Annotated in this window: 26 protein-coding genes; 14 read left to right on the top strand and 12 right to left on the bottom strand. The window is 61.3% G+C overall.

Annotated elements, in window-relative coordinates; all coding sequences use genetic code 11:
* The first annotated feature begins 235 nt into the window (after positions 1–235).
* The 4 genes from rhtA to AACV02_RS04400 all read left to right on the top strand — a co-directional run bounded on the left by rhtA (position 236) and on the right by AACV02_RS04400 (position 3042).
* A complete protein-coding gene (gene rhtA, locus AACV02_RS04415; RefSeq protein ID WP_119735599.1) occupies positions 236–1123 on the top strand; it encodes a threonine/homoserine exporter RhtA in 888 nt (295 codons plus the stop codon).
* 165 nt (positions 1124–1288) lie between these two features.
* Entirely contained in the window at positions 1289–1570 is a 282-nt protein-coding gene (locus AACV02_RS04410) for a hypothetical protein (RefSeq protein ID WP_106580605.1), read from the top strand.
* Positions 1571–1683: 113 nt separating this feature from the next.
* Positions 1684–2415 carry an SDR family oxidoreductase gene (locus AACV02_RS04405; protein ID WP_106580604.1) on the top strand — a complete coding sequence of 244 codons (732 nt, stop codon included), beginning with the start codon at positions 1684–1686 and terminating at the stop codon, positions 2413–2415.
* Between the two features lie 36 nt (positions 2416–2451).
* Positions 2452–3042, top strand: a complete 591-nt coding sequence (locus AACV02_RS04400) for a 2-hydroxychromene-2-carboxylate isomerase (RefSeq protein ID WP_119735598.1) — start codon at positions 2452–2454, stop codon at positions 3040–3042.
* Here AACV02_RS04400 and AACV02_RS04395 read toward each other — a convergent pair.
* Positions 3035–4015: a zinc-dependent alcohol dehydrogenase family protein gene (locus tag AACV02_RS04395; protein ID WP_119735603.1), complete on the bottom strand. Its 981-nt coding sequence runs from the start codon at positions 4013–4015 to the stop codon at positions 3035–3037. The two genes, AACV02_RS04400 and AACV02_RS04395, sit on opposite strands and share 8 nt — an antisense overlap.
* 124 nt (positions 4016–4139) lie before the next feature.
* Between AACV02_RS04395 and AACV02_RS04390 the strand changes: the two genes are divergently transcribed.
* Complete coding sequence (locus tag AACV02_RS04390; RefSeq protein ID WP_119735597.1) at positions 4140–5048, top strand: LysR family transcriptional regulator; 909 nt, start codon at positions 4140–4142, stop codon at positions 5046–5048.
* On the opposite strand, the gene AACV02_RS04385 is transcribed toward AACV02_RS04390, so the two are convergent.
* The 3 genes from AACV02_RS04385 to AACV02_RS04375 all read right to left on the bottom strand — a co-directional run bounded on the left by AACV02_RS04385 (position 5041) and on the right by AACV02_RS04375 (position 8562).
* Complete coding sequence (locus AACV02_RS04385; RefSeq protein WP_119735596.1) at positions 5041–6849, bottom strand: aminopeptidase P family protein; 1809 nt, start codon at positions 6847–6849, stop codon at positions 5041–5043. The genes AACV02_RS04390 and AACV02_RS04385 overlap by 8 nt on opposite strands.
* A 49-nt stretch (positions 6850–6898) precedes the next feature.
* Positions 6899–8059 (bottom strand): cysteine desulfurase family protein, encoded by a 1161-nt coding sequence (locus tag AACV02_RS04380; RefSeq protein ID WP_119735595.1) that lies wholly within the window; start codon positions 8057–8059, stop codon positions 6899–6901.
* Between the two features lie 233 nt (positions 8060–8292).
* Positions 8293–8562 carry a hypothetical protein gene (locus tag AACV02_RS04375; RefSeq protein ID WP_119735594.1) on the bottom strand — a complete coding sequence of 90 codons (270 nt, stop codon included), beginning with the start codon at positions 8560–8562 and terminating at the stop codon, positions 8293–8295.
* Between the two features lie 399 nt (positions 8563–8961).
* Between AACV02_RS04375 and msuE the strand changes: the two genes are divergently transcribed.
* From msuE to AACV02_RS04355, 4 genes are all read left to right on the top strand, one after another.
* Positions 8962–9525, top strand: coding sequence for an FMN reductase (gene msuE, locus AACV02_RS04370; RefSeq protein ID WP_106580598.1), 564 nt, complete (start codon positions 8962–8964; stop codon positions 9523–9525).
* 9 nt (positions 9526–9534) lie between these two features.
* Complete coding sequence (ssuD, locus tag AACV02_RS04365) at positions 9535–10677, top strand: FMNH2-dependent alkanesulfonate monooxygenase (RefSeq protein WP_119735593.1); 1143 nt, start codon at positions 9535–9537, stop codon at positions 10675–10677.
* A 183-nt stretch (positions 10678–10860) separates the two neighbouring features.
* The gene (locus AACV02_RS04360; protein ID WP_119735592.1) at positions 10861–12048 is read left to right on the top strand and encodes an acyl-CoA dehydrogenase family protein; all 1188 of its coding nucleotides are present in this window, start codon (positions 10861–10863) and stop codon (positions 12046–12048) included.
* 11 nt (positions 12049–12059) lie between these two features.
* A complete protein-coding gene (locus AACV02_RS04355; RefSeq protein WP_106580595.1) occupies positions 12060–13163 on the top strand; it encodes a sigma-54 interaction domain-containing protein in 1104 nt (367 codons plus the stop codon).
* Here the strand turns inward: AACV02_RS04355 and AACV02_RS04350 are convergent.
* Positions 13152–13517 (bottom strand): antibiotic biosynthesis monooxygenase, encoded by a 366-nt coding sequence (locus AACV02_RS04350; RefSeq protein ID WP_119735591.1) that lies wholly within the window; start codon positions 13515–13517, stop codon positions 13152–13154. The two genes, AACV02_RS04355 and AACV02_RS04350, sit on opposite strands and share 12 nt — an antisense overlap.
* Positions 13518–13616: 99 nt before the next feature.
* Between AACV02_RS04350 and soxR the strand changes: the two genes are divergently transcribed.
* On the top strand, positions 13617–14066 hold the full coding sequence (gene soxR / locus AACV02_RS04345; RefSeq protein WP_106580593.1) for a redox-sensitive transcriptional activator SoxR: 450 nt from the start codon (positions 13617–13619) through the stop codon (positions 14064–14066).
* Between the two features lie 122 nt (positions 14067–14188).
* On the opposite strand, the gene AACV02_RS04340 is transcribed toward soxR, so the two are convergent.
* The 3 genes from AACV02_RS04340 to AACV02_RS04330 are packed head-to-tail and all read right to left on the bottom strand — an operon-like array spanning position 14189 to position 16880.
* Positions 14189–14959 carry a MetQ/NlpA family ABC transporter substrate-binding protein gene (locus tag AACV02_RS04340; protein WP_106580592.1) on the bottom strand — a complete coding sequence of 257 codons (771 nt, stop codon included), beginning with the start codon at positions 14957–14959 and terminating at the stop codon, positions 14189–14191.
* 28 nt (positions 14960–14987) lie between these two features.
* Positions 14988–15653: a methionine ABC transporter permease gene (locus tag AACV02_RS04335; RefSeq protein ID WP_119735590.1), complete on the bottom strand. Its 666-nt coding sequence runs from the start codon at positions 15651–15653 to the stop codon at positions 14988–14990.
* A gap of 3 nt (positions 15654–15656) precedes the next feature.
* On the bottom strand, positions 15657–16880 hold the full coding sequence (locus AACV02_RS04330) for an SfnB family sulfur acquisition oxidoreductase (RefSeq protein ID WP_119735589.1): 1224 nt from the start codon (positions 16878–16880) through the stop codon (positions 15657–15659).
* Between the two features lie 223 nt (positions 16881–17103).
* Here AACV02_RS04330 and AACV02_RS04325 point away from each other — a divergent pair, with 223 nt between their 5' ends.
* From AACV02_RS04325 to AACV02_RS04310, 4 genes are all read left to right on the top strand, one after another.
* Positions 17104–17562, top strand: a complete 459-nt coding sequence (locus AACV02_RS04325) for a VOC family protein (RefSeq protein WP_119735588.1) — start codon at positions 17104–17106, stop codon at positions 17560–17562.
* A gap of 237 nt (positions 17563–17799) precedes the next feature.
* Positions 17800–18675 (top strand): alpha/beta fold hydrolase, encoded by an 876-nt coding sequence (locus AACV02_RS04320; protein WP_119735587.1) that lies wholly within the window; start codon positions 17800–17802, stop codon positions 18673–18675.
* A gap of 95 nt (positions 18676–18770) precedes the next feature.
* Positions 18771–20081: a dicarboxylate/amino acid:cation symporter gene (locus tag AACV02_RS04315; RefSeq protein ID WP_106580587.1), complete on the top strand. Its 1311-nt coding sequence runs from the start codon at positions 18771–18773 to the stop codon at positions 20079–20081.
* Between the two features lie 78 nt (positions 20082–20159).
* Positions 20160–21074: a LysR substrate-binding domain-containing protein gene (locus tag AACV02_RS04310; protein WP_200625112.1), complete on the top strand. Its 915-nt coding sequence runs from the start codon at positions 20160–20162 to the stop codon at positions 21072–21074.
* Here AACV02_RS04310 and AACV02_RS04305 read toward each other — a convergent pair.
* Genes AACV02_RS04305 through AACV02_RS04290 form a run of 4 tightly spaced genes read right to left on the bottom strand, consistent with a single transcriptional unit; the run spans position 21055 to position 25469 of the window.
* On the bottom strand, positions 21055–22287 hold the full coding sequence (locus tag AACV02_RS04305; protein WP_106580585.1) for an MFS transporter: 1233 nt from the start codon (positions 22285–22287) through the stop codon (positions 21055–21057). The genes AACV02_RS04310 and AACV02_RS04305 overlap by 20 nt on opposite strands.
* Complete coding sequence (locus AACV02_RS04300; RefSeq protein WP_119735586.1) at positions 22284–23009, bottom strand: 2OG-Fe dioxygenase family protein; 726 nt, start codon at positions 23007–23009, stop codon at positions 22284–22286. The genes AACV02_RS04305 and AACV02_RS04300 overlap by 4 nt, the downstream gene beginning before the upstream one ends.
* 4 nt (positions 23010–23013) lie before the next feature.
* The gene (locus AACV02_RS04295; RefSeq protein WP_256680226.1) at positions 23014–24384 is read right to left on the bottom strand and encodes an ATP-grasp domain-containing protein; all 1371 of its coding nucleotides are present in this window, start codon (positions 24382–24384) and stop codon (positions 23014–23016) included.
* A gap of 20 nt (positions 24385–24404) precedes the next feature.
* Positions 24405–25469, bottom strand: a complete 1065-nt coding sequence (locus AACV02_RS04290) for a KamA family radical SAM protein (protein ID WP_237266702.1) — start codon at positions 25467–25469, stop codon at positions 24405–24407.
* Between the last annotated feature and the right edge of the window lie 155 nt (positions 25470–25624).

The following is a 25624-nucleotide window of genomic DNA, read 5'->3' as shown; positions in this document are numbered from 1 at the left end:
TTTGTTTACCAAGGAGTTTTCCGTTTCGACTGCGCCGGAAGTGGGGCGAATTATAGACTTCCAGAATCTGCCGTCAACCCTTAATTTTGCTTTTCTATCAAACACCCCGAAAACTTAATCACACCTTCTATATAAACGCCCAAAAACCAGCAACTGAGCAATATATTGCTCAAAGCTCACCGGTTGAGCATCATATGCCCCTGCCTCTCCACCACGACTTTGGACAAACACCCCAATGACCACTCCACCCCGCAGCCTGGCATCGGCGTTGTTCCCGGTCGGCCTGCTATTAATAGCCATGGCGTCCATCCAGTCCGGCGCCTCGCTGGCCAAAAGCATGTTTCCCATTGTCGGCGCCCAGGGCACCACGACCCTGCGCCTGATATTTGCCAGTGTGATCATGCTGCTTCTGCTACGCCCATGGCGCGCCAAGCTCACAGCCAAGTCCCTGCGTACCGTTGTCATTTATGGCATGGCACTGGGTGGCATGAATTTCCTCTTCTATATGTCCTTGCGCACAGTGCCCCTGGGGATCGCAGTAGCGCTGGAATTCACAGGCCCGCTCGCCGTTGCGATCTACGCTTCGCGCCGGGCGGTGGACTTTCTATGGGTAGGCCTCGCGATCGCCGGGCTTCTACTGCTCATACCCATAGGCGAAGCCAGCAGCGGTATCGATCTGGCGGGGGCAGCCTATGCCCTTGGCGCAGGTATCTGCTGGGCGCTCTATATACTGTTTGGCCAAAAGGCCGGCAACGACAATGGCGTCCAGACCGCAGCACTCGGCGTAATGATTGCTGCGTTGTTCGTCGCGCCCATTGGCATTGTCCACGCAGGCGCCGCGCTGCTGACGCCTGCACTGATCCCCGTCGCCCTGGCTGTCGCCATCTTGTCCACGGCGCTGCCCTATACCCTGGAAATGGTCGCACTCACTCGCCTTCCTGCCCGCACCTTTGGCACCCTGATGAGCATCGAGCCTGCATTCGGCGCGCTTTCCGGGCTGTTCTTCCTGCAAGAGCACTTGTCGCTGGCACAGTGGCTGGCCATCACCTGCATTATCCTGGCCTCTGTAGGCGCTACGCTGACGATGCGCAATGAATCCAAACCGCTGGTGCCGGCCGATTGATCGCTATCAAAGGTAGCTCTGGTATTTGCCGCTTATTTAGGCCATGTTTAGGCCGTAAATGAATGTCTTTCATGGAGAATTTCGACAAGGACAGCTGAACGCTACAATCGAGAGCGAGTAAAGCCTGCATCGAGCCTTTTTGCGAAGCGGCTATTAAGGATAGTGATGAAAAGAATATTGATACTGTTCATGGTCGTGGGCATTGCGGGCTGTGCTGCGACCACCAAGACAGAAGTGAAACGGGGCAAAAAAGGGCTGCATATCAACTGTTCAGGGCTGTCCTCCTCCTGGGACGAATGCTACACAAGCGCAGCCAATTCATGCGGTGCCAAGGGCTACCGGGTTATCGCCAAGTCCGGTGACAACTCCGAGGAGCCTGGGGACTACCCCTTCGGCCTCAACCCTGCCGGCTACACCAGTCGCAGCATGATCGTCATCTGCAAGTGAACGCCCGAGCAGTCTTCATCCGACTGCTCCCCTTTGTGAATATCTGATCTCGACCCGGCCCTTTGCGACGTTGCGGCTACACTCCTGCTCGACTATCGAGCAACGGAGTTCCCATGACAGAAAACAACAAAATCGTATTGGTAGTGGGTGCCGGTGACGCCACCGGCGGCGCCATTGCCAAGCGCTTCGCGCGCGAAGGCTACGTGGCCTGCGTCACCCGCCGCAGCGCGGACAAGCTGCAGCCCTTGGTCGACAGCATCCAGGCGGCCGGTGGCCGAGCCCACGGCTTTGCCTGTGATGCACGCAAGGAAGACGAGGTCATCGCGCTGATCGAACAGATCGAAAGCGAGTTAGGCCCGATCGAAGCGTTCGTCTTCAATATCGGCGCCAACGTGCCTTGCAGCATCCTCGAAGAAACCGCGCGCAAGTACTTCAAGATCTGGGAGATGGCTTGCTTCTCCGGCTTCCTGAATGCGCGCGAAGTGGCCAAGCGCATGGTGACCCGCAACCGCGGCACCATCCTGTTTACCGGCGCTACCGCGGGCTTGCGCGGCGCTGCGGGTTTCGCTGCATTTGCCGGCGCCAAGCACGGCATTCGCGCACTCGCACAGAGCATGGCGCGAGAGCTGGGCCCCAGGAATATCCATGTCGCCCACGTAGTGGTCGACGGCGCCATCGACACCGACTTCATTCGCGACAACTTCCCGCAAAAATACGCCCTGAAGGATCAGGACGGCATCCTCAACCCCGAACACATCGCCGACAACTATTGGTACCTGCACAGCCAGCCGCGCGACGCCTGGACGTTCGAACTGGACCTGCGCCCCTGGAATGAACCCTGGTAAGCACGCCTTCACAACAATAAGCAGCGAGCATCGACCATGAGTAAAACCCTGGAATTCTTCTTTGACCTCGGCAGTCCCGCCACTTACCTGGCCTACACCCAACTGCCTGCCCTGTGCGCTGCAACCGGCGCGACCCTGGTGTACCAGCCGATGCTGCTCGGAGGCGTGTTCAAAGCCACGGGCAATGCATCCCCCATCACCGTGCCGGCCAAGGGCCGGTACCTGTTTAACGACCTGGCGCGGTATGCCCAGCGCTACAACGTGACGCTCAAGTTCAACCCGCACTTCCCCATCAATACCCTGATGCTGATGCGCGCAGTGACCGGCATGCAGCTTCACCAGCCCAAGCGCTTCCAGGGCTTCATCGGCTGCCTGTTCCGCGCCCTCTGGGTCGAAGGTCGGAATATGGGCGACCCCGCTGTAGTGGCCGCGGTGTTGACCGAAGCCGGTTTCAACCCGGAAGAAGTGCTGGCCCTGGCCAATGACGAAAGTGTGAAAGCCGCCCTCAAGGACAACACGGAGCAGGCCGTTCAGCGCGGCGTGTTCGGTGCGCCCAGTATGTTTGTAGGCAACCAGCTGTTCTTCGGTCAGGACCGTCTGGATTTTGTGCGCGAAGCCCTCAGCTAATCGCTATCGCCAATCGCCCCTGAGCGCCGCTTGCGAGCAAATCGTAGGCGGCGTTTGCCGTCTGCAGGTCGAATTGATGCGGGTCCATGATCGGCCTGAGCTTGCCCGCATCGATCAACCTGGCCGCGTCAGCCAGTATCTGTCCGTGGTGCTCACGCCCTTTGCCCGTCAACAACGGCAATAGAGTAAAGACACCGGAATACGTCGCCCCGCGAAACGATAGCGGCGCCAGGCTGTGCTGCCCCCAGCCCAGGCAACTGACCACGTGGCCGTGATACGCCTTGGCGGCTAGAAAGGAGGCATCCAGCGTCTCGCCACCGACGGTGTCATACACAATGTCAAACCCTTCACCCGCCGTATGCTGCGCTACGTAGTCTTCGACCCTGTGGTGCTGATAGTCGATAAAGGTGGCGCCCAAGCCCTCTATCGTCGCCCGGTGCCTGGCGGACCCGGTCGCATACACATCGGCGCCGCAGGCAACCGCCAACTGCACCGCGACATGCCCTACACCCCCGGCGCCCCCCTGGATCAACACCTTGTGGCCCAAGCCTACATGCGCACGGTCCACCAACCCTTCCCATGCAGTGATCAGCACCAGCGGCAATACCGCCGCTTCACGCATGCTCAGAGCCTGAGGTTTTTTTGCCAGCAGGCGTGCATCGACCACCGCGTATTCCGCCAACGAACCCTGCACGCCACCGATACCCGTCGCAAGCGCATACACCTCATCGCCCACGCGCCACTCCCGCACCGCGGGGCCAACCGCCTCGACAACCCCGGCAAGGTCCATGCCGATGACGGCCGGCAAGGGCTGACGGGCATGTGCGGCTTGGCCCGCGCGAATTTTCGCGTCCAGCGGGTTAAGGCCACTGGCCTTGATCCTGACCAGCACCTGCCCGGCACCCGCCACGGGTCTGGGCATCCTGGTCAAACGCAGCGGCGCGTCTACAGCGTCCACAATCAAAGCGTGCATATCAGTCATGTCGGCGATCTCGATTCGTTGAGGAGTGAGGCCTATGATCGACCCACCGACTCATGCCGATAAGACGCTAAAAAGCTATAGTGCCTATGCGCATATGGCATGAATCGGACAGCTCATGGACAAACTCAATGCAATGGCAATATTCGTTCGCGTGATCGAACGCGGCAGCTTTTCCGCCGTCGCCCGGGAAATGCAGACCACTCAGCCGACTATCAGCAAAGTACTGCGCGCCCTGGAACGCGAACTGGGCGGCAAGCTGATTGCCCGCAGCACTCGCCACTTGTCTCTGACTGACGAAGGTCAACGCTACTACCACCACTGCCGTGAAATTCTCACAGCCGTCGATGCGGCGGAACACAGCTTCCAGACCGGCAGGGAAACCATCGCCGGCCCGTTGCGCGTCGGCTCTTCGGTGAGCTTTGGCCGCCTGCAGATCGCCTCGCGGCTGAGCGGTTTCCTGCAGCACTACCCTGACGTGCAAGTCGACCTGCAACTCAGCGATCAACTTCAGGACCTGGTCAGCGAAGGTCTGGAGGTGACCCTGCGCATCGGCGAACTGCGCGACAGCGGCTTGATTGCGCGGCAGATCGGCATCACCCACCGTGTCACCGTAGCCAGCCCGGCGTACCTGGCGCGGCACCCCGCCCCGCACACCCCGCAAGCGCTCACGCAGCACAACTGCCTGCTGTTCAACCTGCTGAGCAGCCAGAATCAGTGGATCTATGACAAGGATGGCGCGCGACATACGGTGCGCATCACCGGCAACGCCCAGAGTAATAACTCCGAGGCGGTGCGCGAGATGGTGCTAACGGGGCTCGGCATTGCGCTGTCGCCCCTGTGGCTGTTCGCTGACGACTTGATAGCCGGCCGCGTGGTTGCGGTGTTGCAGGACTACACCCCGCTGTCACTGCCCATTTACGCGGTCTCGGCGCCCAATCGCCGCCAGTCGGCCCGGGTCAAGGCGTTCGTCGACTATATGGCCGACGCCCTGGCCCAGGCGCCCGAACTGCAACCGATCAAATAGCCGCTGTACGCACCTGCAACCATTCCAGCGCAGCGCCGCTGAGCAGCGGGCTGAGCCGCTCGCGCACTTCGGCATGGTAAGCGTTGAACCACTCGCGCTCGTCCGCCGTCAGCAGCGACGGCGCCAGGCAACGGGTGTCGATCGGGCACAGGGTCAGGGTTTCGAACTTGAGAAACTCACCGAACTCGGTCTTGCCCGCTTCACGGTTCAACACCAGGTTCTCGATGCGCACGCCCCAACGGCCCGGGCGATAAGTGCCCGGCTCAATCGAGGTGATCATCCCCGGCTGCATCGCCGTTTGCGGCGCAGTGGCGGCCTGGTAGGCAATCACTTGCGGGCCCTCATGCACATTCAGGAAATAGCCTACACCGTGACCCGTGCCGTGGCCGTAGTCCACGCCTTCGGCCCAGATCGGCGCACGCGCAATGGCGTCCAGCAGCGGCGACAGAATGCCCTTGGGAAACTGCGCACGCGACAAGGCAATCACGCCCTTGAGCACCCGTGTGCAGTCACGCTTCTGCTCTTCGCTCGGCGTGCCGATCGGCACCATCCGCGTGATGTCCGTGGTGCCGCCCAGGTACTGGCCGCCCGAATCGATCAGCAGCAAGCCATCGCCTTCGATCAGCGCGTGTTCTTCTTCAGTGGCGTGGTAGTGCGGCATCGCGCCATTGGCGTTGAAGGCCGCGATGGTGTTGAAACTCAACGACACATAACCTGGACGACGGGTACGCGCCGCCGTCAGGTGTTCATCAATAGTCAATTCGGTAATGCGCTCACGGCCCAGCGCGCTGTCCAGCCAGGCGAAGAATTCGCACAACGCCGCGCCGTCCTGCTCCATGGCTTGGCGGATATGCTCGGCGTCCGCCAGGCTCTTGCGCGACTTGGCCAGCGTGGTCGGGTTCAGCCCTTCGACCAGCTTGACGCCGGCATCGAGGTTTTCCAGCAAACCGGCCGTGACCCGCGCCGGGTCAACGTGCAAGCTCGCGCCCGACGGCACAGCCCGCAGCGCATCCGCCACTTCGCTGTAGTCGCGCAGGGTCACACCCTCTTGCTCCAGCACCGCGCGTAACTCGGCATCGACCTTGCTCAGCGCCACAAACAAGATGGCCTGCTGCTGATTGATCAAGGCAAACGACACAAACACCGGGTTGAACGACACATCGCCGCCACGCAGGTTAAACAGCCAGGCGATGTCATCCAGGGTGGCGATAAAGTGCCAGTCGGCCCCTTTCTCTTTCAGGCTGTCTCGCAGCGCAGCGAGCTTCTCGCCACGGCTGACTGTCGCCTGCGGCGGCAGGTGTTGATAGATCGGCTGGTTCGGCAAGGCCGGGCGGTCTTGCCAGACTTCATTGAGCAAATCGATATCGGTACGCAGACGCGCGCCGCGCTCTGCCAGCTTGCCGCCCAGGGTACGCGCCGAGGCCACGGCCATGACCGCGCCATCCACCGCCACCACACCGCCTTCGGGGGTTTGCTCAGCCAGCCATTCCAGCGGGCCGGGTTGGCCGGGCTGCAACTTCACCAGCTCGATACCGCTGCCCTTGAGTTCCTTGGTCGCCTGTTCCCAGTAACGGCTATCGGCCCAGACACCGGCGAAATCTGCGGTGACAATCAGCGTGCCCACCGAACCATGAAACCCCGACAGCCATTGCCGCCCCTGCCAGTAACCCGGCAAGTACTCGGACAAGTGCGGGTCGGCCGACGGTACCAACAGGGCGTGGATGCCCTCGCGGCGCATCAGTTCACGGGTGTGCGCCAGGCGCTGGGGAACCGTTCCATGGGTCAAAGGCTGCGTACTCATTGTGTCTCCTGCTAACCACTAATAATTGTTATGTGTTGCGAATGAAAAATCAGACCGCCCAGAACGCCGGGGCACTGGCGAGTGCGGCTTTGATCAACTGCACGGCCTGATCGATGTCCTGTTCGGTGGTAAACCGGCCCAGGCTCAGGCGAATGGTACGGCCAGCGCTGCGCGCGTCATGGCCCAGGGCCAGAAGCACGTGGGACGGCGCGTTGCTCGCGGAATTACACGCCGAGGTCGCCGAGAACGCCATGCCGGCACTGAGTGCGGCGGAATTGAACTCACCTTCACTGAACGTCAGGCTGAGCGTATGAGGAATGCGCTGTGTGGCGCTGCCGTTGAGGCGCACGCCCGCGACTGTTTCCAACTGGTCGAGCAGGCGCTGGCGCAAGGCAACGATGGTGGCCTTTTCCTCGGTAAAGGACTGCGCCGCCAAGGCAAACGCGGTGCCCATGCCCGCAATCTGATGGGTCGCCAGGGTGCCAGAGCGCAGGCCGCCTTCGTGACCACCCCCGTGAATCTGCGCCAACACTTTTTGCTGCGCTCGCGGGCCGACATACAACGCGCCGATGCCCTTGGGGCCGTACAGCTTGTGCGCAGAAAACGACATCAAGTCCACCGGCCATTCAGCCAGGTCGATCGCGACTTTGCCGGCACCTTGCGCGGCATCCACATGCAGCAGCGCGCCGTGCTCACGCACCCGTGCGCCGATGGCAGGGATGTCGTTCAAGGTGCCCAATTCGTTATTGACCAGCATCAGGGACACCAGAAAGGTGTCGTCACGTAACGCTTCACTCACCGCGGTGGCGCTGATCAGCCCATCGGCGTCCGGCACCAGATAAGTGACGGCCACCCCGGCTTCCTGCAACTGACGCGCGGTGTCCAGTGTGGCCTTGTGTTCGATCTGGCTGGTAATGATGTGCCCGCCCGCCACCCCGCGCGCCTGGGCCACGCCCTTGATTGCGAGGTTGTTGGATTCAGTCGCGCCGGAGGTCCAGACGATCTGCTCAGGGCTGGCACCGACCAGCTCGGCGACCTGGCGCCGCGCCTGTTCAACCGTTTGCCGGGCCGCCTGGCCGTACGCATGGGAACTGGACGCGGGGTTACCGAAATTGGCATTGAAGCCCAGACACTCGACCATCACCTGGATGACCCGCTCATCCACCGGCGTGGTGGCGGCGTAGTCGAAATACAACGGACGTTTATTCATGACGTTTAAGACTCGCAGAGCGTGTTCCCGAGAGCAACGTCTCAGGGGCATCAACCGGAACAGAGGTCGTCAGGTTTAACCGATCGAATGCCATTAAAGAAGAACAACTTTATGCAAATGTGCGTAGGAACGCTCCTGAAATTCAGCTTAACAGGCTGAAGTAGCCCAATGGCAAACAAAAAGCCCGAGGTTCCTTAGGGGAATCCTCGGGCTTTTTGCTGCTGAGCGCCGGCTCAACTGGGACGACCATGCAGCACCACGCTGCGTTCGGCGTTCATTTCGCCTTGGTGATCAAAACCGAAAGGCTTCTGTGGCTGAGCGGTCAGTGCGGCGCGCTGCTGCTGATATTCATCAAACGACAAGCCGCGACGGCTCAGCGCTTCAAGGGCCAATTGCTTGGTTTCTTCAGCCGTGTAAGGGCGGGATTCAGGTGATGGATGGGTCGCGCAGCCGGCGAGGACGGCGCTGATAACCAGTACGGAAACAGCCAGAAAATGGTTCATGGTGGAGGCCCTGCGAAGGAGGTTTCGAGTCAATGAACACAGGCTACTCCCGCCTCTGCACGGTGAAAAATCACCCGCCGTGATAGTCGCTATCAACCGTTCAGAGACCTGCGATAGCCAGCAATGCATATTCATTTAAGATCTATAAATATGGAAATACGTTCATTTACGGAATAAACCTAACCCTCTATAAATAGCCCATCTCGAATCAACACTGTTCACCACGCAACTGTTGCACCAGCAACAGTCATTCAACAAAACACCAGTCAGCCAACAGCTTCACTTTTCAGCAGTGAGCCTGAAGCCCACGCCCATCAAGGCTTCCAGCCGTTGGTACAGCTCTTGCTCAACACGTTCCACTTCACCCGCTATGTACCCCTGTTGATAAAGGAACTGTTCATGACCCGTCCCCTGAATGTCGTTGCCCTCTCCGGCGGAACCTGGCGCCCGTCGCGCACCCTGGTGCTGACCCAGGCCGTGCTGGCCGAACTGGCGACGTTGCTGCCGATCCAGACCACGCTGATCGAACTGGGCGACATCGCCCGGCCATTGGGCGGTGCCCTGTCGCGTGACGAACTGCCGGCAGAGGTTGAATCGCAACTGTTGGCCATCGAACAGGCCGACCTGCTGATCGTCGCCGCACCGGTGTACCGCGGCTCCTACCCCGGCCTGCTCAAGCACTTGTTCGATCTGGTCGGCCTCAACTCGCTGATCAACACGCCGGTATTGCTCGCCGCCACCGGCGGCAGCGAACGTCACGCGCTGGTGCTCGATCATCAGCTGCGCCCGCTGTTCAGCTTCTTCCAGGCACTGACCTTGCCGATCGGTGTGTACGCCACCGAAGCCGACTTCACCGACTACCAAATCACCAGCGAGCCCTTGAAGGGCCGCATACGCCTTGCCGCAGAACGCGCAGCACCTTTGTTTGCCGCGCACTCCCCCTCTCTGCTGAAAATCGCTTAAGGATTTGTCATGGATGTTTTCTGGTTTCTGCCGACGCACGGCGACGGTCACTACCTGGGCACCACCCAGGGTGCACGCCCGGTCACCCTCAATTATCTGAAACAAGTGGCGCAGGCGGCTGACAACCTGGGCTACTACGGCGTGCTGATTCCTACCGGTCGTTCGTGCGAAGACTCCTGGGTCATCGCCTCGGCGCTGGTGCCGTTGACCGAACGCCTGCGTTATCTGGTGGCGATTCGTCCGGGCATCATCTCGCCCACCGTTTCGGCGCGCATGGCCGCCACACTGGATCGGCTGTCCAACGGTCGCTTGCTGATCAATGTGGTGACTGGCGGCGACCCCGACGAAAACCGCGGTGACGGCAGTTTCCTAGACCACAGCGAACGCTACGAAGTCTCCGACGAATTCCTGCAGATCTGGCGCCGTGTGTTGCAGGGCGAATCGGTAGATTTTGAAGGCAAACACCTGCGCGTACAGAACGCCAAGGCCCTTTACCCACCGGTGCAGAAGCCATATCCGCCGCTGTACTTCGGCGGTTCTTCAGACGCCGCCCACGACCTGGCCGCCGAACAGGTGGACGTGTACCTGACGTGGGGCGAGCCGCCCGCCGCCGTCGCGGAAAAACTCGCGGATGTGCGTGAACGCGCCGCACGCCACGGCCGCACCGTCAAGTTCGGCATTCGCCTGCACGTGATCGTGCGCGAAACCGAAGAAGACGCCTGGAAAGCCGCCGACAAATTGATCGAGCACATCAGCGACGAAACCATCGCGGCCGCGCAAAAATCCTTCTCGCGCTTTGACTCCGAAGGGCAGCGCCGCATGGCCGCCTTGCACGATGGGCGCCGCGACAACCTGGAAATCGCCCCCAACCTGTGGGCTGGCGTCGGCCTGGTCCGAGGCGGTGCCGGTACAGCATTGGTCGGTAACCCGCAGCAAGTCGCCGAGCGCATCAAGGAATACGCCGACCTGGGTATCGAGAGCTTTATTTTCTCCGGCTACCCGCACCTGGAAGAGGCCTATCGCTTTGCTGAGCTTGTGTTCCCGCTGCTGCCGGAACCCTACGCCAGCCTGGCCGGGCGCGGCATCACCAACCTCACCGGCCCGTTTGGCGAAATGATTGCCAATGATGTGCTGCCCAAAACAAAGGCCTGAGCACGCTGAAATCGGCCTGATAGGGCAACTGCTTTTCTGTGGGAGCCGGGCTTGCCCGCGATACAGGCGACTCGGTGTTTCAGTGAACCCCGGTTGATGCCATCGCAGGCAAGCCAGCTCCCACACTTGAGCTGCATTGCCAGACCTACAGCGCACGGCTTCTGAGCCAATTGAGGAAACCCCGTGACAGCCAACCCCCACAGCGTCCTGCCATCGCCGCTGCAAACCGCCAAACTGCTGGCCGCCGAATTCGCCCTCACCGCTGTTGAGCGCGACGAGCGTGGTGGCACCCCGAAAGCCGAACGTGACGCCCTGCGCCACAGCGGCCTGCTGGCCCTGAGCATACCCACGCAATACGGCGGCCTCGGCGCGCGCTGGAGCGAAACCCTGGGCATCGTGCGCGAATTCGCCAAGGTCGACAGCTCCATCGCCCATGTCTTTGGCTTCCACCACTTGATGCTCGCCACCGTGCGCCTGTTTGCCCGCCCGGACCAATGGCAACCCTGGTTCGAACAGACCGCGCGCAAAAACTGGTTCTGGGGCAATGCCCTCAACCCGCTGGACACGCGCACGGTGGTCAAGGATTTCGGCGGCTGGCGCGAATTCTCGGGCAAAAAAAGTTTCTGTTCCGGCGCCACTGACTCGGAAATGCTCATCGCCTCGGCGGTGGATGAAAGTGCCGGCGGCAAACTGTTGATCGCGGCCATCCCCAGCGGGCGCAGCGGCATCACCTTGCACAATGACTGGAACAACATCGGCCAGCGCCAGACCGACAGCGGCAGCGCCAGCTTTGAACGGGTGCGTGTCGAAGAATCGGAACTGCTGCTCGATCCAGGCCCACTGAGCACGCCCTTCGCCTGCCTGCGCCCACTGATCGCGCAACTGACGTTCACACATATGTTTCTTGGGATTGCCGAGGGCGCCTTTGAAGAAGCGCGCAACTACACCCTGACCGAAACCCGCTCATGGCACAAATCCACGGCCAACGATGTACGCCAGGACCCTTACGTGCTGCACCACTACGGCGAGTTCTGGGTGGCGCTGGAAGGCGTGCGCCTGCTGGTCGAGCGCGCCGCCGATCTGCTCGACCAGGCCTGGGCCAAAGGCGCCAAGCTCAGCGAGCACGAACGCGGCCAACTGGCCATCGCGATTGCCACCGCCAAGGTCGCCGCCACCCGCCAGGGCCTGGAGATATGCAGCCGGCTGTTTGAAGTCACCGGCGCGCGCTCCACCCACGCCTCACTGCGCCTGGACCGCCATTGGCGCAACCTGCGCACACAAACCTTGCACGACCCGGTGGACTACAAACTTCACGAACTGGGGGAGTGGGCGTTGAACCAGTCCCTGCCGATTCCCACGTTCTATTCCTAAAAGAGGTGCCCATGCAGCTTTTAACCTTACCGCCCTCGCCCGCCCTTGCGACCTCGATCCGCGCCACGGCCCAGGTCTTCGAAGACCCCAAATCCCAGGCCCTGCTCGACCACATCCAGCAAGTGGCGCCCAGCGAAGCGAGCGTGCTGATCATCGGCGAGACCGGCACCGGTAAAGAGCTGGTGGCACGCCACATCCATAACCTGAGCGCGCGCCGCAACCGGCCGTTCGTGGCGGTCAACTGTGGCGCATTCTCCGAGTCGCTGGTGGAAGCCGAACTGTTCGGCCATGAAAAAGGCGCGTTTACCGGTGCCCTCAGCGCCAAGGCCGGCTGGTTCGAAGAGGCCGACGGCGGCACCTTGTTCCTCGATGAGATCGGCGACTTGCCGATGGCGATCCAGGTCAAGCTGCTGCGCGTGTTGCAGGAGCGTGAAGTGGTGCGCCTGGGTTCGCGCAAGAGCATTCCTATCGATGTGCGGGTACTGGCCGCCACCAACGTGCAGTTGGAAAAGGCCATCAACGCCGGGCATTTTCGCGAAGACCTCTACTACCGCCTCGACGTGGTCAGCCTGGAACTCAGCCCGCTGCGCGAACGCCCCGGCGATATCCTGCCGCTGACCCGGCACTTCATCGAAGCCTACAGCCAGCGCCTGGGTTACGGCCCGATCACCATCAGCCGCGAGGCCGAGCACAAACTCAAAAGCTACAGTTGGCCGGGCAATATCCGCGAGCTGGAGAACGTGATTCACCACACCCTGCTGATCTGCCGGAATGGCGTGATCGAGCGCGATGATCTGCGCTTGTCGAACATGCGCATCGAGCGCCAGGACGACAGCCAGCACGGCACCGACAACAGCGCCGAAGCCCTGCTGGCGCGCGCGTTTCAAAAGCTCTTCGAGGAACAGGCCGGCGCCCTGCATGAGAAGGTCGAGGACGCGTTATTGCGCGCCGCCTACCGCTTCAGCCATTACAACCAGGTGCACACCGCCAACCTGCTGGGCCTGAGCCGCAACGTCACGCGCACGCGCCTGATCAAGATCGGTGAGCTGGCGGTAAACAAGCGCAGGCCCGGTGAAAACGTGCAAGGCGAGCGCATGTTGCACCTATCCATTTAGGCGACAGTGCAACGCGTTGTCATGGCTGCGCTCAAAGCTGCGCAGTACCTGGAACGAGTCAAAGGTCACCGCCGTGGCCTGGTGGGCGCGGATCAGCGTCCAGAAATTTTCCTCGCCATGCTCAAAGCATTTGAAAGCTGCCTCGCCGTCCTCGCGCGAGCGCCATTGCAGGTAGTTGAGCACCCGCCGGCCGTCGTCGCTGACCTGCACACTCGCATTGATAAAGCCGCCATGGCCCTGGGCCAGGCGCTCGCTTTGGGTGGACAAGGCCGCCACCAGCGCGAGTTGCTGCCGGGGCTCGATCTGAAATTCGATCAATTGAGTGAAGCTGCGATTCTTCTCTGATACCTGCATGAACACTCCCCTTTCTGTGTAGGCAAAATCTTGCGATTCGATGCCACGCAGGGTAAAACCTCTAGTTAAGTCAAGGTCAAGCATTGTTTCGGAGTTTTCATGCTCAACAAAGCACTCACCGTCGGCCAATTGGCCGCCCGCAGTGGCGTGGCGGTTACGGCCCTGCATTTTTATGAGTCCAAGGGACTGATCAAGAGCCAGCGCAATGCCGGCAACCAACGGCGCTACCCACGGGATGTGTTGCGCCGGGTGGTGGTAATCAAGATCGCCCAGCGTTTGGGCATTCCGCTGGCGACGATTGGCGAGGCGCTTAAAACCTTGCCGGATGAGCGCACGCCCACCACTGAAGACTGGGAACGCTTGTCGGCGCTGTGGCGAGAGGACCTGGACGCTCGGATCAACAAATTATTGCTGCTGCGCGACAAGCTCAGCGGGTGTATCGGCTGTGGGTGTTTGTCGCTGGAGGCATGCCCGCTGCGCAATCAGGATGACCAGCTCGGCGAGCGCGGGCCGGGGGCGCAGTTGCTGGAACCGACGCCACCCTCCTGACCTGCAGACTTGATCAATGTGGGCGCTGGCTTGCCTGCGATGCAGGCACCTCGGTACCCCAGGCACACCGTGGTGATGCTATCGCAGGCAAGCCTGCGCCCACATTTGATCTCAGTTGAGGCTCAGAAGCCGGGCGCGATCTGGCCTTTGTAGCGCGTCAAAATAAACTGGCGCACTTCGTCGGAGTTCAACGCCTTGGCCAGCTTCTGGATGCGCGGGTCGTTGATGTTATCCGGCCGCGCCACCAGGTACTCGACGTACAGCGATTTGCCCTTCTCCACAATCAATGCACTGTTGGTATCAATCCCCGCCTCCAGCGCGTAATTGGCAAACACAAACGCCAGGTCCACCTGGCTCACCGAGCGGGCCAGCAAGGCGCCTTCCAGTTCGCGGATTTTCAGGTGCTTGGGATTTTGCGCAATATCACGCGGAGTGCTGAGGGTGTTGCTCGGGTCCTTGAGTTTGATCAGCCCGGCTTCATCCAGCAGCACCAGCGCGCGGCCGGTATTCACCGGGTCGTTGGGGATCGACACGGTGGCGCCGTCCTGCAATTCAGCAATGTTCTTGATCCGCGTCGAATAAGCGCCAAACGGCTCGATGTGCACGCCCACTACCGGCACCAGGTCGGTGTGGCGAGTCTTGTTGTAATCATCCAGAAACGGCCGGTACTGGTAGTAGTTGGCGTCGATGTTCTTCAGCGCCAGCTGCTGGTTGGGCTGGATAAAGTCGGTAAAGACTTTGATCTGCAGGTCCACGCCTTCCTTGGCCAGTACCGGTTTGACGAACTCGAGGATTTCCGCATGGGGCACGGGGGTCGCGCCCACCACCAATGTCTCGTTGGCGAACGCATTGAACGACAGGACAGCGGCCAAGATGGCCAGGGACTTTTTCATGAATGCTCCACGATCAGCTTTATAAGAATTAACGGCGGCTGTAGCGCGCCACCAAACGGTCACCGGTCATCTGCAGGGCCTGCACCAGCACCAGCAAAAGCAGCACGGTGACCACCATTACTTCGGTCTGGAATCGCTGGTAGCCGTAGCGAATCGCCAGGTCGCCGAGGCCACCGCCACCGATCACGCCGGCCATGGCGGTGTAGTCCACCAGCACAATGGCGGTCACGGTCACCGCCGCCAGCAGCCCGGCGCGAGCCTCCGGCAGCAGCGTGTGGCGGATCACCTGCCAGGTGCTGGCGCCCATGGACTGGGTGGCCTCGACCACGCCGCGGTCGACTTCGCGCAACGCGGTTTCCACCAGCCGTGCAAAAAACGGCGTGCAACCCACCACCAGCGGCGGGATGGTGCCCGGCACCCCAAGTGAGGTGCCGACCAGCAAGGTGGTCAGCGGGATGAGCACAATCAGCAGGATGATGAACGGCAGCGAACGCAGCACGTTGACCACCACCGACAACAGCCGATACACCACGCGCGCTTCGTGCAATTGATGCTTGCCGGTCAGAAACAGCAGCACGCCCAGCGGCAACCCCAGCAACACGGTAAAACCCAGGGCGGCGCCGAGCATGCTCAGGGTTTCCAGGCAGGCTTGGCCGATGTCGGCCCAATAAATGTGCTTGAACAATTCGGCCATGGTTTACGACCAGTCGTGACGTGGCGGCTTGGTGCCATTGAGCAACCAGTTGCCCACCACGTGGTATTTCCAGCGCACCGGGTCGTGCAGCGTGTGCACCCGCGCATTGCGCCAGTGGCGGTCGAAGTTGTGTTTTTTCAGCGTCGAACGCGTACCGCCCAGTTCGAACAATTTGTTGCTGGCTTCGATGGCAATCTCGGTGGTCAGCACCTTGGCCCGCGCTACGGCCAGGGAGGCGTGGGCGACGTTGTCTTCATTCGGCGCCGGGCGTGCCGCGTCCAGGGCCAGACCGGCGCGTTCCAACAAGGCTTCGGCAGCTTCCAGGCGGATATCCAGGGCACCGACCTGAATGATGGTCAGCGGGTCTTCACTGGCTTTTTCCACCCCGGCGTCGATCCACGGCCGGGCGAATTGCTGCACGAACTGCACGGTGTCGCGCAAGGCGGCGCGGGCGATCCCGGCATCGATGGCGGCGGTGGTCAGCTGTGCGAAAGGGCCGGCCAGGGTCGGGGAATCGTAGGATTTGTGCGTAGGAAACAGATTGAAGGCCGGCACCCGCAGGTCCTGTGCAAGCACGGTGCCGCTGGAGGTGGTGCGCTGGCCCATGCTGTCCCAGTCATCGACGACCACCAGCCCTTCGGTGCCGCGTTTTACGAAAGCCAGCTGTGCAAGTTGCTGCTCATCCAGCGCCAGCACCGCCAGCCAGTGGGCGTACAGCGAACCGGTGCAATAACCTTTGCGGCCGTTGATCACATAGCCGCCGCCCGCGCGCCGAACAGTGGCCTGGATGTCCTGCACGTTCTTGCCGCCGGTTTCCGACAGCGCATTGGCAAAACGATGGCCCTGCAGCGCCAGGCCAAAAAAATGCGCCTGCTGCTCGGCAGTGCCTTGCAGGCGGATATCTTCCAGCAGGCAGTAATGGTTCTGCGGGATTTGCCCCAGCGACGGGTCGGCCGCCGAGATAATCGCAATCACCTGGGCCAGCACCGCGTAGGACACCTGGGCGCCACCAAACTCGCGCGGCACGCTGATGCCCCACAGGCCGCTGTTGGAATACAGGTCCACCACCTCGGCGGGCACCTGACGGGTGCGGTCACGTTCGGCGTCGTGCTCCAGCAGTGCGGCGGCGACTTGGTGGGCGACGGCAATCGCCTGGGCTTCATCGCGGATCAGTTCGGCGTGGGGCGTGTGAATGGGGTAATCGGCAGCTACAGGCAGTACAGGCATACAACGCTCTCGGGCGAATGGTTTGCCTGGTCTATTGCAGCTTCTGTGCCGCGCCCTGAAACCGGGGGTTTGCCCACGGCGGCGAGGCCCGGAGCCGCTTGCAGCGCAGCAATCTGCCTGTTCACTGTTGCCGGGCCAACACTCGTCGGCTAGCTGCAGGCCGCGCGATACGTGGCCTATAGTGAAAAATCCTGCCTCCACAACCACCACCAAGGAGAACGATATGAGCGTTAAACCTATCCCAGAGGGTTATCACAGCGTCACGCCCTACATGGGCATCGACAACGCGAGCGAGGCCATCGAGTTTTACAAGAAAGCCTTCGGCGCCACCCAGGTCATGCGCCTGGACATGCCCGACGGCAAAGTCGGCCACGCCGAGCTGCGCATTGGCGATTCGGCGCTCATGCTCGGCTCGCCCTGCGCAGACATGGCCCTGCGTAACCCGGCTGAACACACCAGTGTCGGTCTGCACCTGTACGTGAACGACGTGGATGCGCAATTCGAACAAGCCGTTGCGGCCGGTGCCAGCGTGGTGTCCGAGCCCAAGGACCAGTTCTATGGCGACCGCTCGGCGAGCGTGAAAGACCCGTTCGGGCACTTGTGGTTTTTGGCTACGCGCAAGGAAGACCTGACCGAAACGCAGATCCGGGAGCGGGCGATGGCGATGTTCAAGCAAGGTTGAAATCTCAACATCAATACATATCCCATGTGGGCGCTGGCTTGCCTGCGATGCAGGCACCTCGGTACGTCAGCAAGACCGCGGCGATGCCATCGCAGGCAAGCCAGCGTCCACAGCAGTGCTCAGTGTTGGAAGGTTGAGGCTCCTACACACTTCATGAACACCCCCTCCACGCTTTCCCCCTTGCCCCGCACGCCGCGTGATTCCAGGATGCAGGCAATCATCACAAGGAGTCATTCCATGTTCGCCGGATTCCAAAAAGACCAGTGCCACGTCAATGGCGTGGACATCAGCTACCGCAAAGGCGGTACAGGTCCCGGTCTGCTCCTGCTGCACGGGCACCCGCAAACCCACGTCATCTGGCACAAAGTCGCCGAGCAACTGGCCGAGCATTTCACCGTGGTGGCGGCCGACCTGCGCGGTTATGGCGACAGCAGCAAGCCGCTGGCTGATGACCTGCACGCCAACTATTCGAAACGCGAAATGGCCCGCGACGGCGTCGAACTGATGCAGGCCCTGGGCTTCGAGCAGTTCTCGGTGCTGGCACACGACCGTGGCGCCCGCGTCGCGCATCGCCTGGCACTGGACCATCCCGACGCCGTGCAGCGCATGGTGCTGCTGGACATCGCACCCACCCTGTCGATGTACGCCCAGACCGACGAAGCCTTCGCCCGCGCCTACTGGCACTGGTTCTTCCTGATCCGCCCGGCGCCGTTGCCGGAAGCGCTGATCGAGAGCAACCCCGAGCTGTACCTGCGCAGCGTGATGGGCAGCCGCAGTGCCGGGCTCAAGCCGTTTACCGATGAGGCCTTCGCCGAATACCTGCGCTGCCTGCAGCTGCCGGGCACCGCTCGCGGCATCTGCGAAGACTACCGTGCCGCCGCCGGTATCGACCTTGAACACGACCAGGCGGATATCGACGCTGGCCATCACCTGAACCTGCCGTTGCTGGTGATGTGGGGCGCCGAAGGCACCGTCGGCCGCTGTTTCGAGCCGCTCAAGGAATGGCAGAAAGTCGCCACCGACGTGCGTGGCAAGGCTTTGCCGGCCGGCCATTACATTGCCGAAGAAGTGCCTGAGCTGTTGCTGGGTGAAGTCCTGACCTTCCTGCGCTGAATGCTGTAACCCCGTGACCTGAAAGACCCGCCTCGCAGGCTGCTGATGGCCTGCGACGGGTTCTGCTTGCCCAAAAAACGATTGAGATAATAACAATGACACTCAAAAAACTGCTGGGAACCCTGTATGTGCAGGTGCTCATCGCTATCGCGCTGGGTGTGTTGATCGGCCATCAATGGCCGCAAGTCGGCATCGACCTCAAGCCCTTGGGCGACGGGTTTATCAAGCTGATCAAGATGATCATCGGCCCGATCATCTTCTGCACGGTGGTCTCCGGCATCACCAGCATGCACGATGTGAAACAGGTCGGTCGGGTCGGCGGCAAGGCGCTGTTGTACTTCGAAATCGTCTCCAGCATTGCCTTGCTGATCGGCATTCTCTCTGCACACCTGCTGCACCCCGGCGTGGGCTTCAACATTGATGTGAAGACCCTGGACAGTTCGGCCATCGCCGGTTTCGTCGGCCAGGCGCAGCACAGTGAAGGCGTCACCGGCTTTCTGCTGAATGTTATCCCGGGCACGTTTTTCGACGCTTTCGCCAAGGGCGAGATCCTGCCGGTACTGTTTATTTCCGTATTGTTCGGCCTGGGCCTGGTGATGGTCGGCGAAAAGGCACGGCCGCTGGTGAGCATGATCAACCAGGCCAGCGAGGTGTTTTTCCGCATCGTCGGCATGATCAGCCGCGTCGCCCCGATCGGCGCCTTCGGCGCCATTGCCTTCACCATCGGCAAGTACGGCGTGGGCTCGCTGCTGCCGCTGCTGAAGCTGGTCGGCACCTTCTACCTCACCGCATTCTTCTTTGTTGCAGTGGTGCTGGGCAGCATCGCGCGTTACGCCGGTTTCAGCATTTTCAAACTGATGGGCTATATCAAGTCGGAGCTGTTGATCGTACTCGGCACCAGCTCCTCGGAATCGGCGCTGCCGCAACTGATCCAGAAACTTGAAAGCCTGGGTGCCTCCAAAGGTGTGGTGGGCATCGTGGTGCCTACCGGCTACACCTTCAACCTCGACGGCACCAACATCTATATGACCCTGGCCGTGCTGTTCCTGGCCCAGGCGACCAATACACACCTGCCGCTGGAACAACAACTGACCTTGCTGGCGGTGGCCATGCTCACCTCCAAGGGCGCCGGTGCAGTGGTCGGCGCCGGCTTCGTGGCATTGGCCGCCAGCCTGGCGGTGGTGCCAACGGTGCCGGTGGCGGCAATGGTGTTGATCCTGGGCGTTGACCGCTTCATGGCTGAATGCCGCTCGCTGACCAATATCATCGGCAACGCCGTCGCAGCCCTGGTGGTGGCGGCGTGGGAAGGTGAGCTGGATCGCGAGAAAATGGCGCCCATCGCCCTCAAGCGCGGCCGCCATGCGCGGGCGGCCCAGGCGGCACAGGCGAAGATCGCTGCCGAATAAGCAATAACGCCCGGGCGTGCCGGAAGGCGCGCCGATCCGGTGCTATTCTGGCGGCTCATGCCGCCACGTCTGTTTCTGATGACCCATAAGAAAGATACCGTGCCCCTACCCGAAGACCTGCGGGTGTTCCTGACCGTGATCCGCAAGGCTGGCTTTGCCGCCGCCGCCGATGAACTGGGGCTGTCGCCTGCGTATGTCAGCAAGCGCATCCAGATCCTCGAAACCACCTTGGCCACGCGCCTGCTGCACCGTACCAGCCGCCGCATCGCCTTGACCGAAGACGGTGAGCGGGTGCAGCGCTGGGCCGTGCGCATCCTCGAAGATTTCCAGCAACTGGCCGATGAGCTGTCTGACGCGCACGACAGCCCGCGTGGCCACCTGCACTTGTGCAGCAGCTTCGGTTTTGGTCGTAACCATGTGGCGCCGGCCCTGTCCTTGTTGGCCGAGCAATACCCGGACCTGGAAATTCGCCTGGACCTGTTCGACCGCGTGGTGGATATCGTCAGCGAGGGCTTTGACCTGGAAATTCGCGTAGGCGATGACATCCCCGGCCAGCATATCGGCCGACGCCTGGTGAGCAATCGCCGGGTGCTGTGCGCCGCGCCGTCCTACCTCAAGCGGCGCGGCACACCGCAGCAATTGAGTGACCTGGAGCAGCACGACTGCCTGGTGCTCAAGGAGCGCGACAATGCCTTCGGCATCTGGAACCTGGAGCGCGATGGCGCCCCTGAAAGCGTGCGCGTGCGCGGGCCGCTGTCCTCCAACAACGGCGAGATCGTGTTGCAATGGGCGCTGGATGGGCGCGGCGTATTGCTGCGCTCGATGTGGGATGTGAAGCCACTGCTGGAACAAGGCAAACTGGTCCAGGTGCTGCACGACTGCACCCAGAGTGCCAACGTGTGGGCGGTATACCCGACACGGTTGGCCTACTCCGGGAAATTAAGAGCCTGCGTGGAGTTTTTGCAGGAGCACTTCAAGGGCTTGTCGATCTGACGCTCCGGTGGGCGCTGTAACCCAGCCACACCGTCATGACCAGCAACGCGGTCAGCGGCAGACCATGGAACAACACGATCACCTGGGCCGGCGTCCACGTCAGGTAGAACGGCCCTACCACCAGCATGCCCACACCGAAGCCGGCCATCTGGATCAGGGTCAACAGGCTGAACAGCGGCAAGCGCAGGCTATCGGGCTCGCTTTGCGCGCGTGAGACCAACGCCACCTCGGACACACCATCGCCCAGCCCGGCCCACACCACCAGCAGCAGCGCCAGCCACAGCTCGGTTTGCTGGAAGGTCAGGATAAAGCCACTGGACATCAGCGCCACGCCCAGCATGAACAGGCGCTCCATGGCCTGAGTGCCGCGGCCCTTCAACAGCGCACTGGCAATGCGCGCCCCGACAAACTTGCCGCACGCCCACACCGCCAGCAGATAGCCCATGACGGTTTTGGCGGTGTCCGGCGAAATGTACTGCGACAACACCGGCCAGCCGACGTTATGCGCGGCGCTGCCGAGGGTGTCGAGCATGCTGATCAACAACATCGCCGCCAGCACGGGTGCGCCGCGCAGGCCTTGGGTCAGCTCGCGCCATTCAGCCGCGAGCCCGCGGTGCACGGCAACGGCGATCGAGAACAACGCGCGCAACGGCAGGATCAGGCAGGCCGCCAAAACGTAGGTGCCAATGTTGACGGCAAATACCGCCTCGAATCCGCCCGTGGCAATCAACAAACCGGAGAGCAGGCTGCCGAACACCGCACCGGTCGCCGCCGCCGACGTGATCCACGCATTGGTGCTCACCCGCTGCTCAAGCGCGACCCAGGTGGGCAGCTGGCTGTTCAGGCCAATGGCAAACAGCGAGTTGCACAAGCCAATGCCGAACGCGATAAAGGGCAGCACGTTGAGCTGATGCGCCGGTATCAGCACCAACAGCGGCAACAGCAGCAATGCCCTGGCCAGGTCCAGCCCGGCCAGTGTGCTGCGTCCGGGAAAACGCCGAAAAAACGGAATGCCGAACAGGCTGGCGACAATCCCGCCGGTGACGCGGCACGCCAGAAACACACTGACAAACACCACGCTCTGGCTGAGCCAGTAAACGTAGGTGGACAGCGCCACCAGGTTGAGGAACGCGCCAAAATCCGACACGCCGCGGGCAAAGATGATCAAGCGGGCATTGCGCGTCGACAGGGTCAGCTGTGGATCATGGCTCATGCAGGTTGCGCCTCTTCGTCAGTCGGCACGCCGCGCAGGCTCACCAGCAGCACGTCGCGCCAGGCCGGCGCCGCATCGGCATGGGGCCGCACATCGCTGGCGCGATGGTAGAGCCCACGGTCGTTGATCACGATGGTTTCCAGAAACGCCTCCATCGCCAGGTTGAACACCCGGCTTTGCTCGGCCGGCGAGGTAAATACTTCCGAAACCACCGGCACCGTGTTGCTCTGGCCAATGAAGTGCATGAACACCCAGTCCAGGCCATCCTGGTGAATTCCCGAGGTCGTCGGACTGCTCGATTGCCCATCCGCGCAAACGCGGAACTGGTGGATATCGATCGTATAAGCCTGCTCCCCCAGGTGCGGGGCAATCACCGCAAGGTCGGTGGCCAACAGCTTCTGCATCAGCGGGTGCTCGATAAAGCCGTCCTCGCAATAGCTCAAATGGTTCACGCCCTGCCGATAATTGACGGCGTAGGTGACCGGCGACGTGAAGGCGGTGTTGCGGTCGAGCTGCAACTGCCGCGAAGGCAATAGACGATAGCGCAGGATGCGGCGCTCGCGGTGGGTGTATGCCTTGAATGCCTCGTCCCGCACCAGATTGGCCCAGTAGGCTCGAAAGCTCTGCTCTTGCCCGGGCTCAACGCCGATCAACGCGCCGTAGTCCCGACGGTGGCAGTAGTGATGGTCGCGCAAATGCGCAGAGATCTGTGGGATGTCCATAGCGCTAAACCTTTTTCTCGATGATCACGTGCAGGTTGTGCCTGATCGCGTCATGCAAGGCGTAAGCGTCGGCGGCATCGTCGACCTTGGCCCAGCACTTGAGCAAATAGTGCTCCTCGATATCGGCGTCGAGGCAGTGGCCGGCGTCCAGTTGCGCGTACTCCAGCACGGCGGCGTGGTGATCGAGAAACTGCACGCCCTCAATCCCCTTGAAGCGGCCACTGTGCTCCGGGTAAATCGCCAGCATCGCGTAGTGCTGGCTGCCGTTGGCGACCTTGTGCGCGCCGGCCTCCAGTTGCGCGTTAACCCCCGGCTCGCCCAGCAGCATCGACATATACAGCTGGTAGGGATTGATCGCGGCCAGGTCTCGGAACGCCGCGTTGACATACAGCCCGCCCACGCGCGGGTTGATCTCAATGACTACGGGGCCTTGATCGGTCATGCGAAATTCGAAATGCACCACCGCGTTGGTCAGCCCGACCGCGCGCAGGCATGCCGTGGCGTACGTGCGGATCTGCTCGCACTGCTCGGCCGTGAAAGAGGTCGGCGGAGAAATCAGCAGGTTTTCCAGCACGGTGCCGCTGCGCTCGGTCAGCATGAGTTTTTCGTTGATCAGCAGCGCGTGGACGCGCTCGCCGACAACCACGCATTCCACGCTGCCTTCAATGCCCGGGATGTAGCCTTCCAGCAGGATGCTACGCCCCGGAAGGTACTCGCGCGCCTGCCCGTCGACTGCCGGCAAACGGTGCGCGCAACCGTAGAAATCCGCGTAAGCCGCCGCGCCGTGGCCGCTCACGAACTGCGCGTAATGGCTGCGCAACTGCGCCCAGTTGGAGCACTTCTTGATAAAGGCCGACGCACCGCCAAAAGGCGGTTTGGCAATGAGCGGATAGCCCACCCGCTCGGCACCTGCCTGAAGCTCCTGCTCGTTATTGCACAGTGCAAACGGCACCGAGCGCAGCCCGTGCTTTTGCAGCACGCTGCGCATCAGGTACTTGTTATTGCACGCGGCAATCGCCTGCGCACAGCTGTACACCAGCCCCAGGCGCTTGCAGGTGTTTGCAACAATGCAACCCACCTCGCCCAATGCAGACGGGTGCCCGGCCTGGCAGAAAATCGCGCGAATCTGGTAACGCCCGTCCAGCCGGCCCACCAGGTCCAGAATCGATTGTTCGCTTAATGCCTCGAGCAGGAACACTTCATCACTGTCGTCGCGCAGTCGCTGCAGGTGATGACGCCCCGCGACCCCGGCGGTTAGACAGGCCAGGCCTTGTGCGCGGGCGACCGCAAAGTGCGGCTCGCGGTAGTTGTAACGCACCGAGGCACTGTCATCGACATCAATAAAAAGAATCGCCTCTTGCTTCATGACCATCATTGCCTCTTCCGTGAGTTAATTCAGGCATCCTGCCAACTGCACCAGTGCCCTTCCCAATTACGAAAACGATAATGGCGCTGCCCCTCGTGCACTTCAAAATGTGGCAAGTCTTCAGGCTTTTCAAAGTCCAGCAACGGCACCGTAAACTTGCCTTGTGCGTGCGGCAGTACATATTCGGGCAGGGCAATGTTCGACACGCGCCGTTTGAGCCGATCCATAATAGCGATCGCCTGGCTGATCGAGGCTTTATATTCGGACGCCCCCGGCGAAAACGGCATGAAGTGATACAAGTAATACGGTTTTACGCCGAGACGATAAAGATCAATAAAGAGTGTATGCAAGGTGGCTTCATCATCATTCACGCCGCGCAACAATGGCATGTTGGAGAACACGATCGGCACGGCACTCTGAATACGTTTAACCGCCGCCGCAAAATCAGCCGTCAGTTCAAGTGGGTGGCAAACGTGCACCCCAAATGCGTTGACGTTGTACTTCTCGAGCATGGCCACCAATTCATCGGTTACCCGGAACGGGTTGAAACTCAACGCCCGTGAATGGATTCGAATCAGCAGGTCGTCGCGGATCGAACGCAACGCCGCGAGGTTTTCTTCGAGCTTGCGGTCAGCCAGCATCAACGGGTCACCGCCGCTGAGGATCACTTCTTCAATGGCCGGGTTGCTGCGGATGTACGCCACCGAATCCTTGAACGAGTCGGTGCTGGCGTTGGCCTTCTCCGTGCCGACCTGCAAGGTGCGCAGTGCCTCAAAGCAAAATTGGCAATAGGCATTGCAGGTGTTGGTCATGCGCAGGATCACGCGGTTGTCGTACTTGTGCTGGCAAATGGGCGTTTTCATCTCATGCCCGAGTTCCCAGTTCTCCGACGTTCCGTCGTAATCGCCCGCCACCTGCTCGCTCCAGTACGGCACCACCTGGCGCCATAGCGGATGGTCGGTTATCGGACCGCCGGTGAGTGAGCGCTTGATCAGATCAATGTAATAAGGCGTGATCTGCATCTTGCGGTCTTGCAAGTTGTGCTCGATATGCGCCGTTATTTCCTCACTCCATCCCCCGCAGGCAATGCGCAAGGCCGGCTCATCGCGCAGGGCGTGCTTTTGCTGCCAGCGCCAATCTTGCCATTGCACCGAGCGATGGGTGGCTTGATCAAAAATCGACATGAGTAGGTACTCTCTGTGTTTTAACTTATGTTATGGGCAGATAAGTACCTGCCGTCCCGGACCGG

It is taken from the genome of Pseudomonas sp. Larv2_ips (assembly GCF_963879675.1).
In the GTDB taxonomy this organism is placed as follows: Bacteria; Pseudomonadota; Gammaproteobacteria; order Pseudomonadales; family Pseudomonadaceae; genus Aquipseudomonas.
Note: the sequence above shows the minus strand (reverse complement) of the source record. Positions and strands in the feature narration are given on the sequence as shown.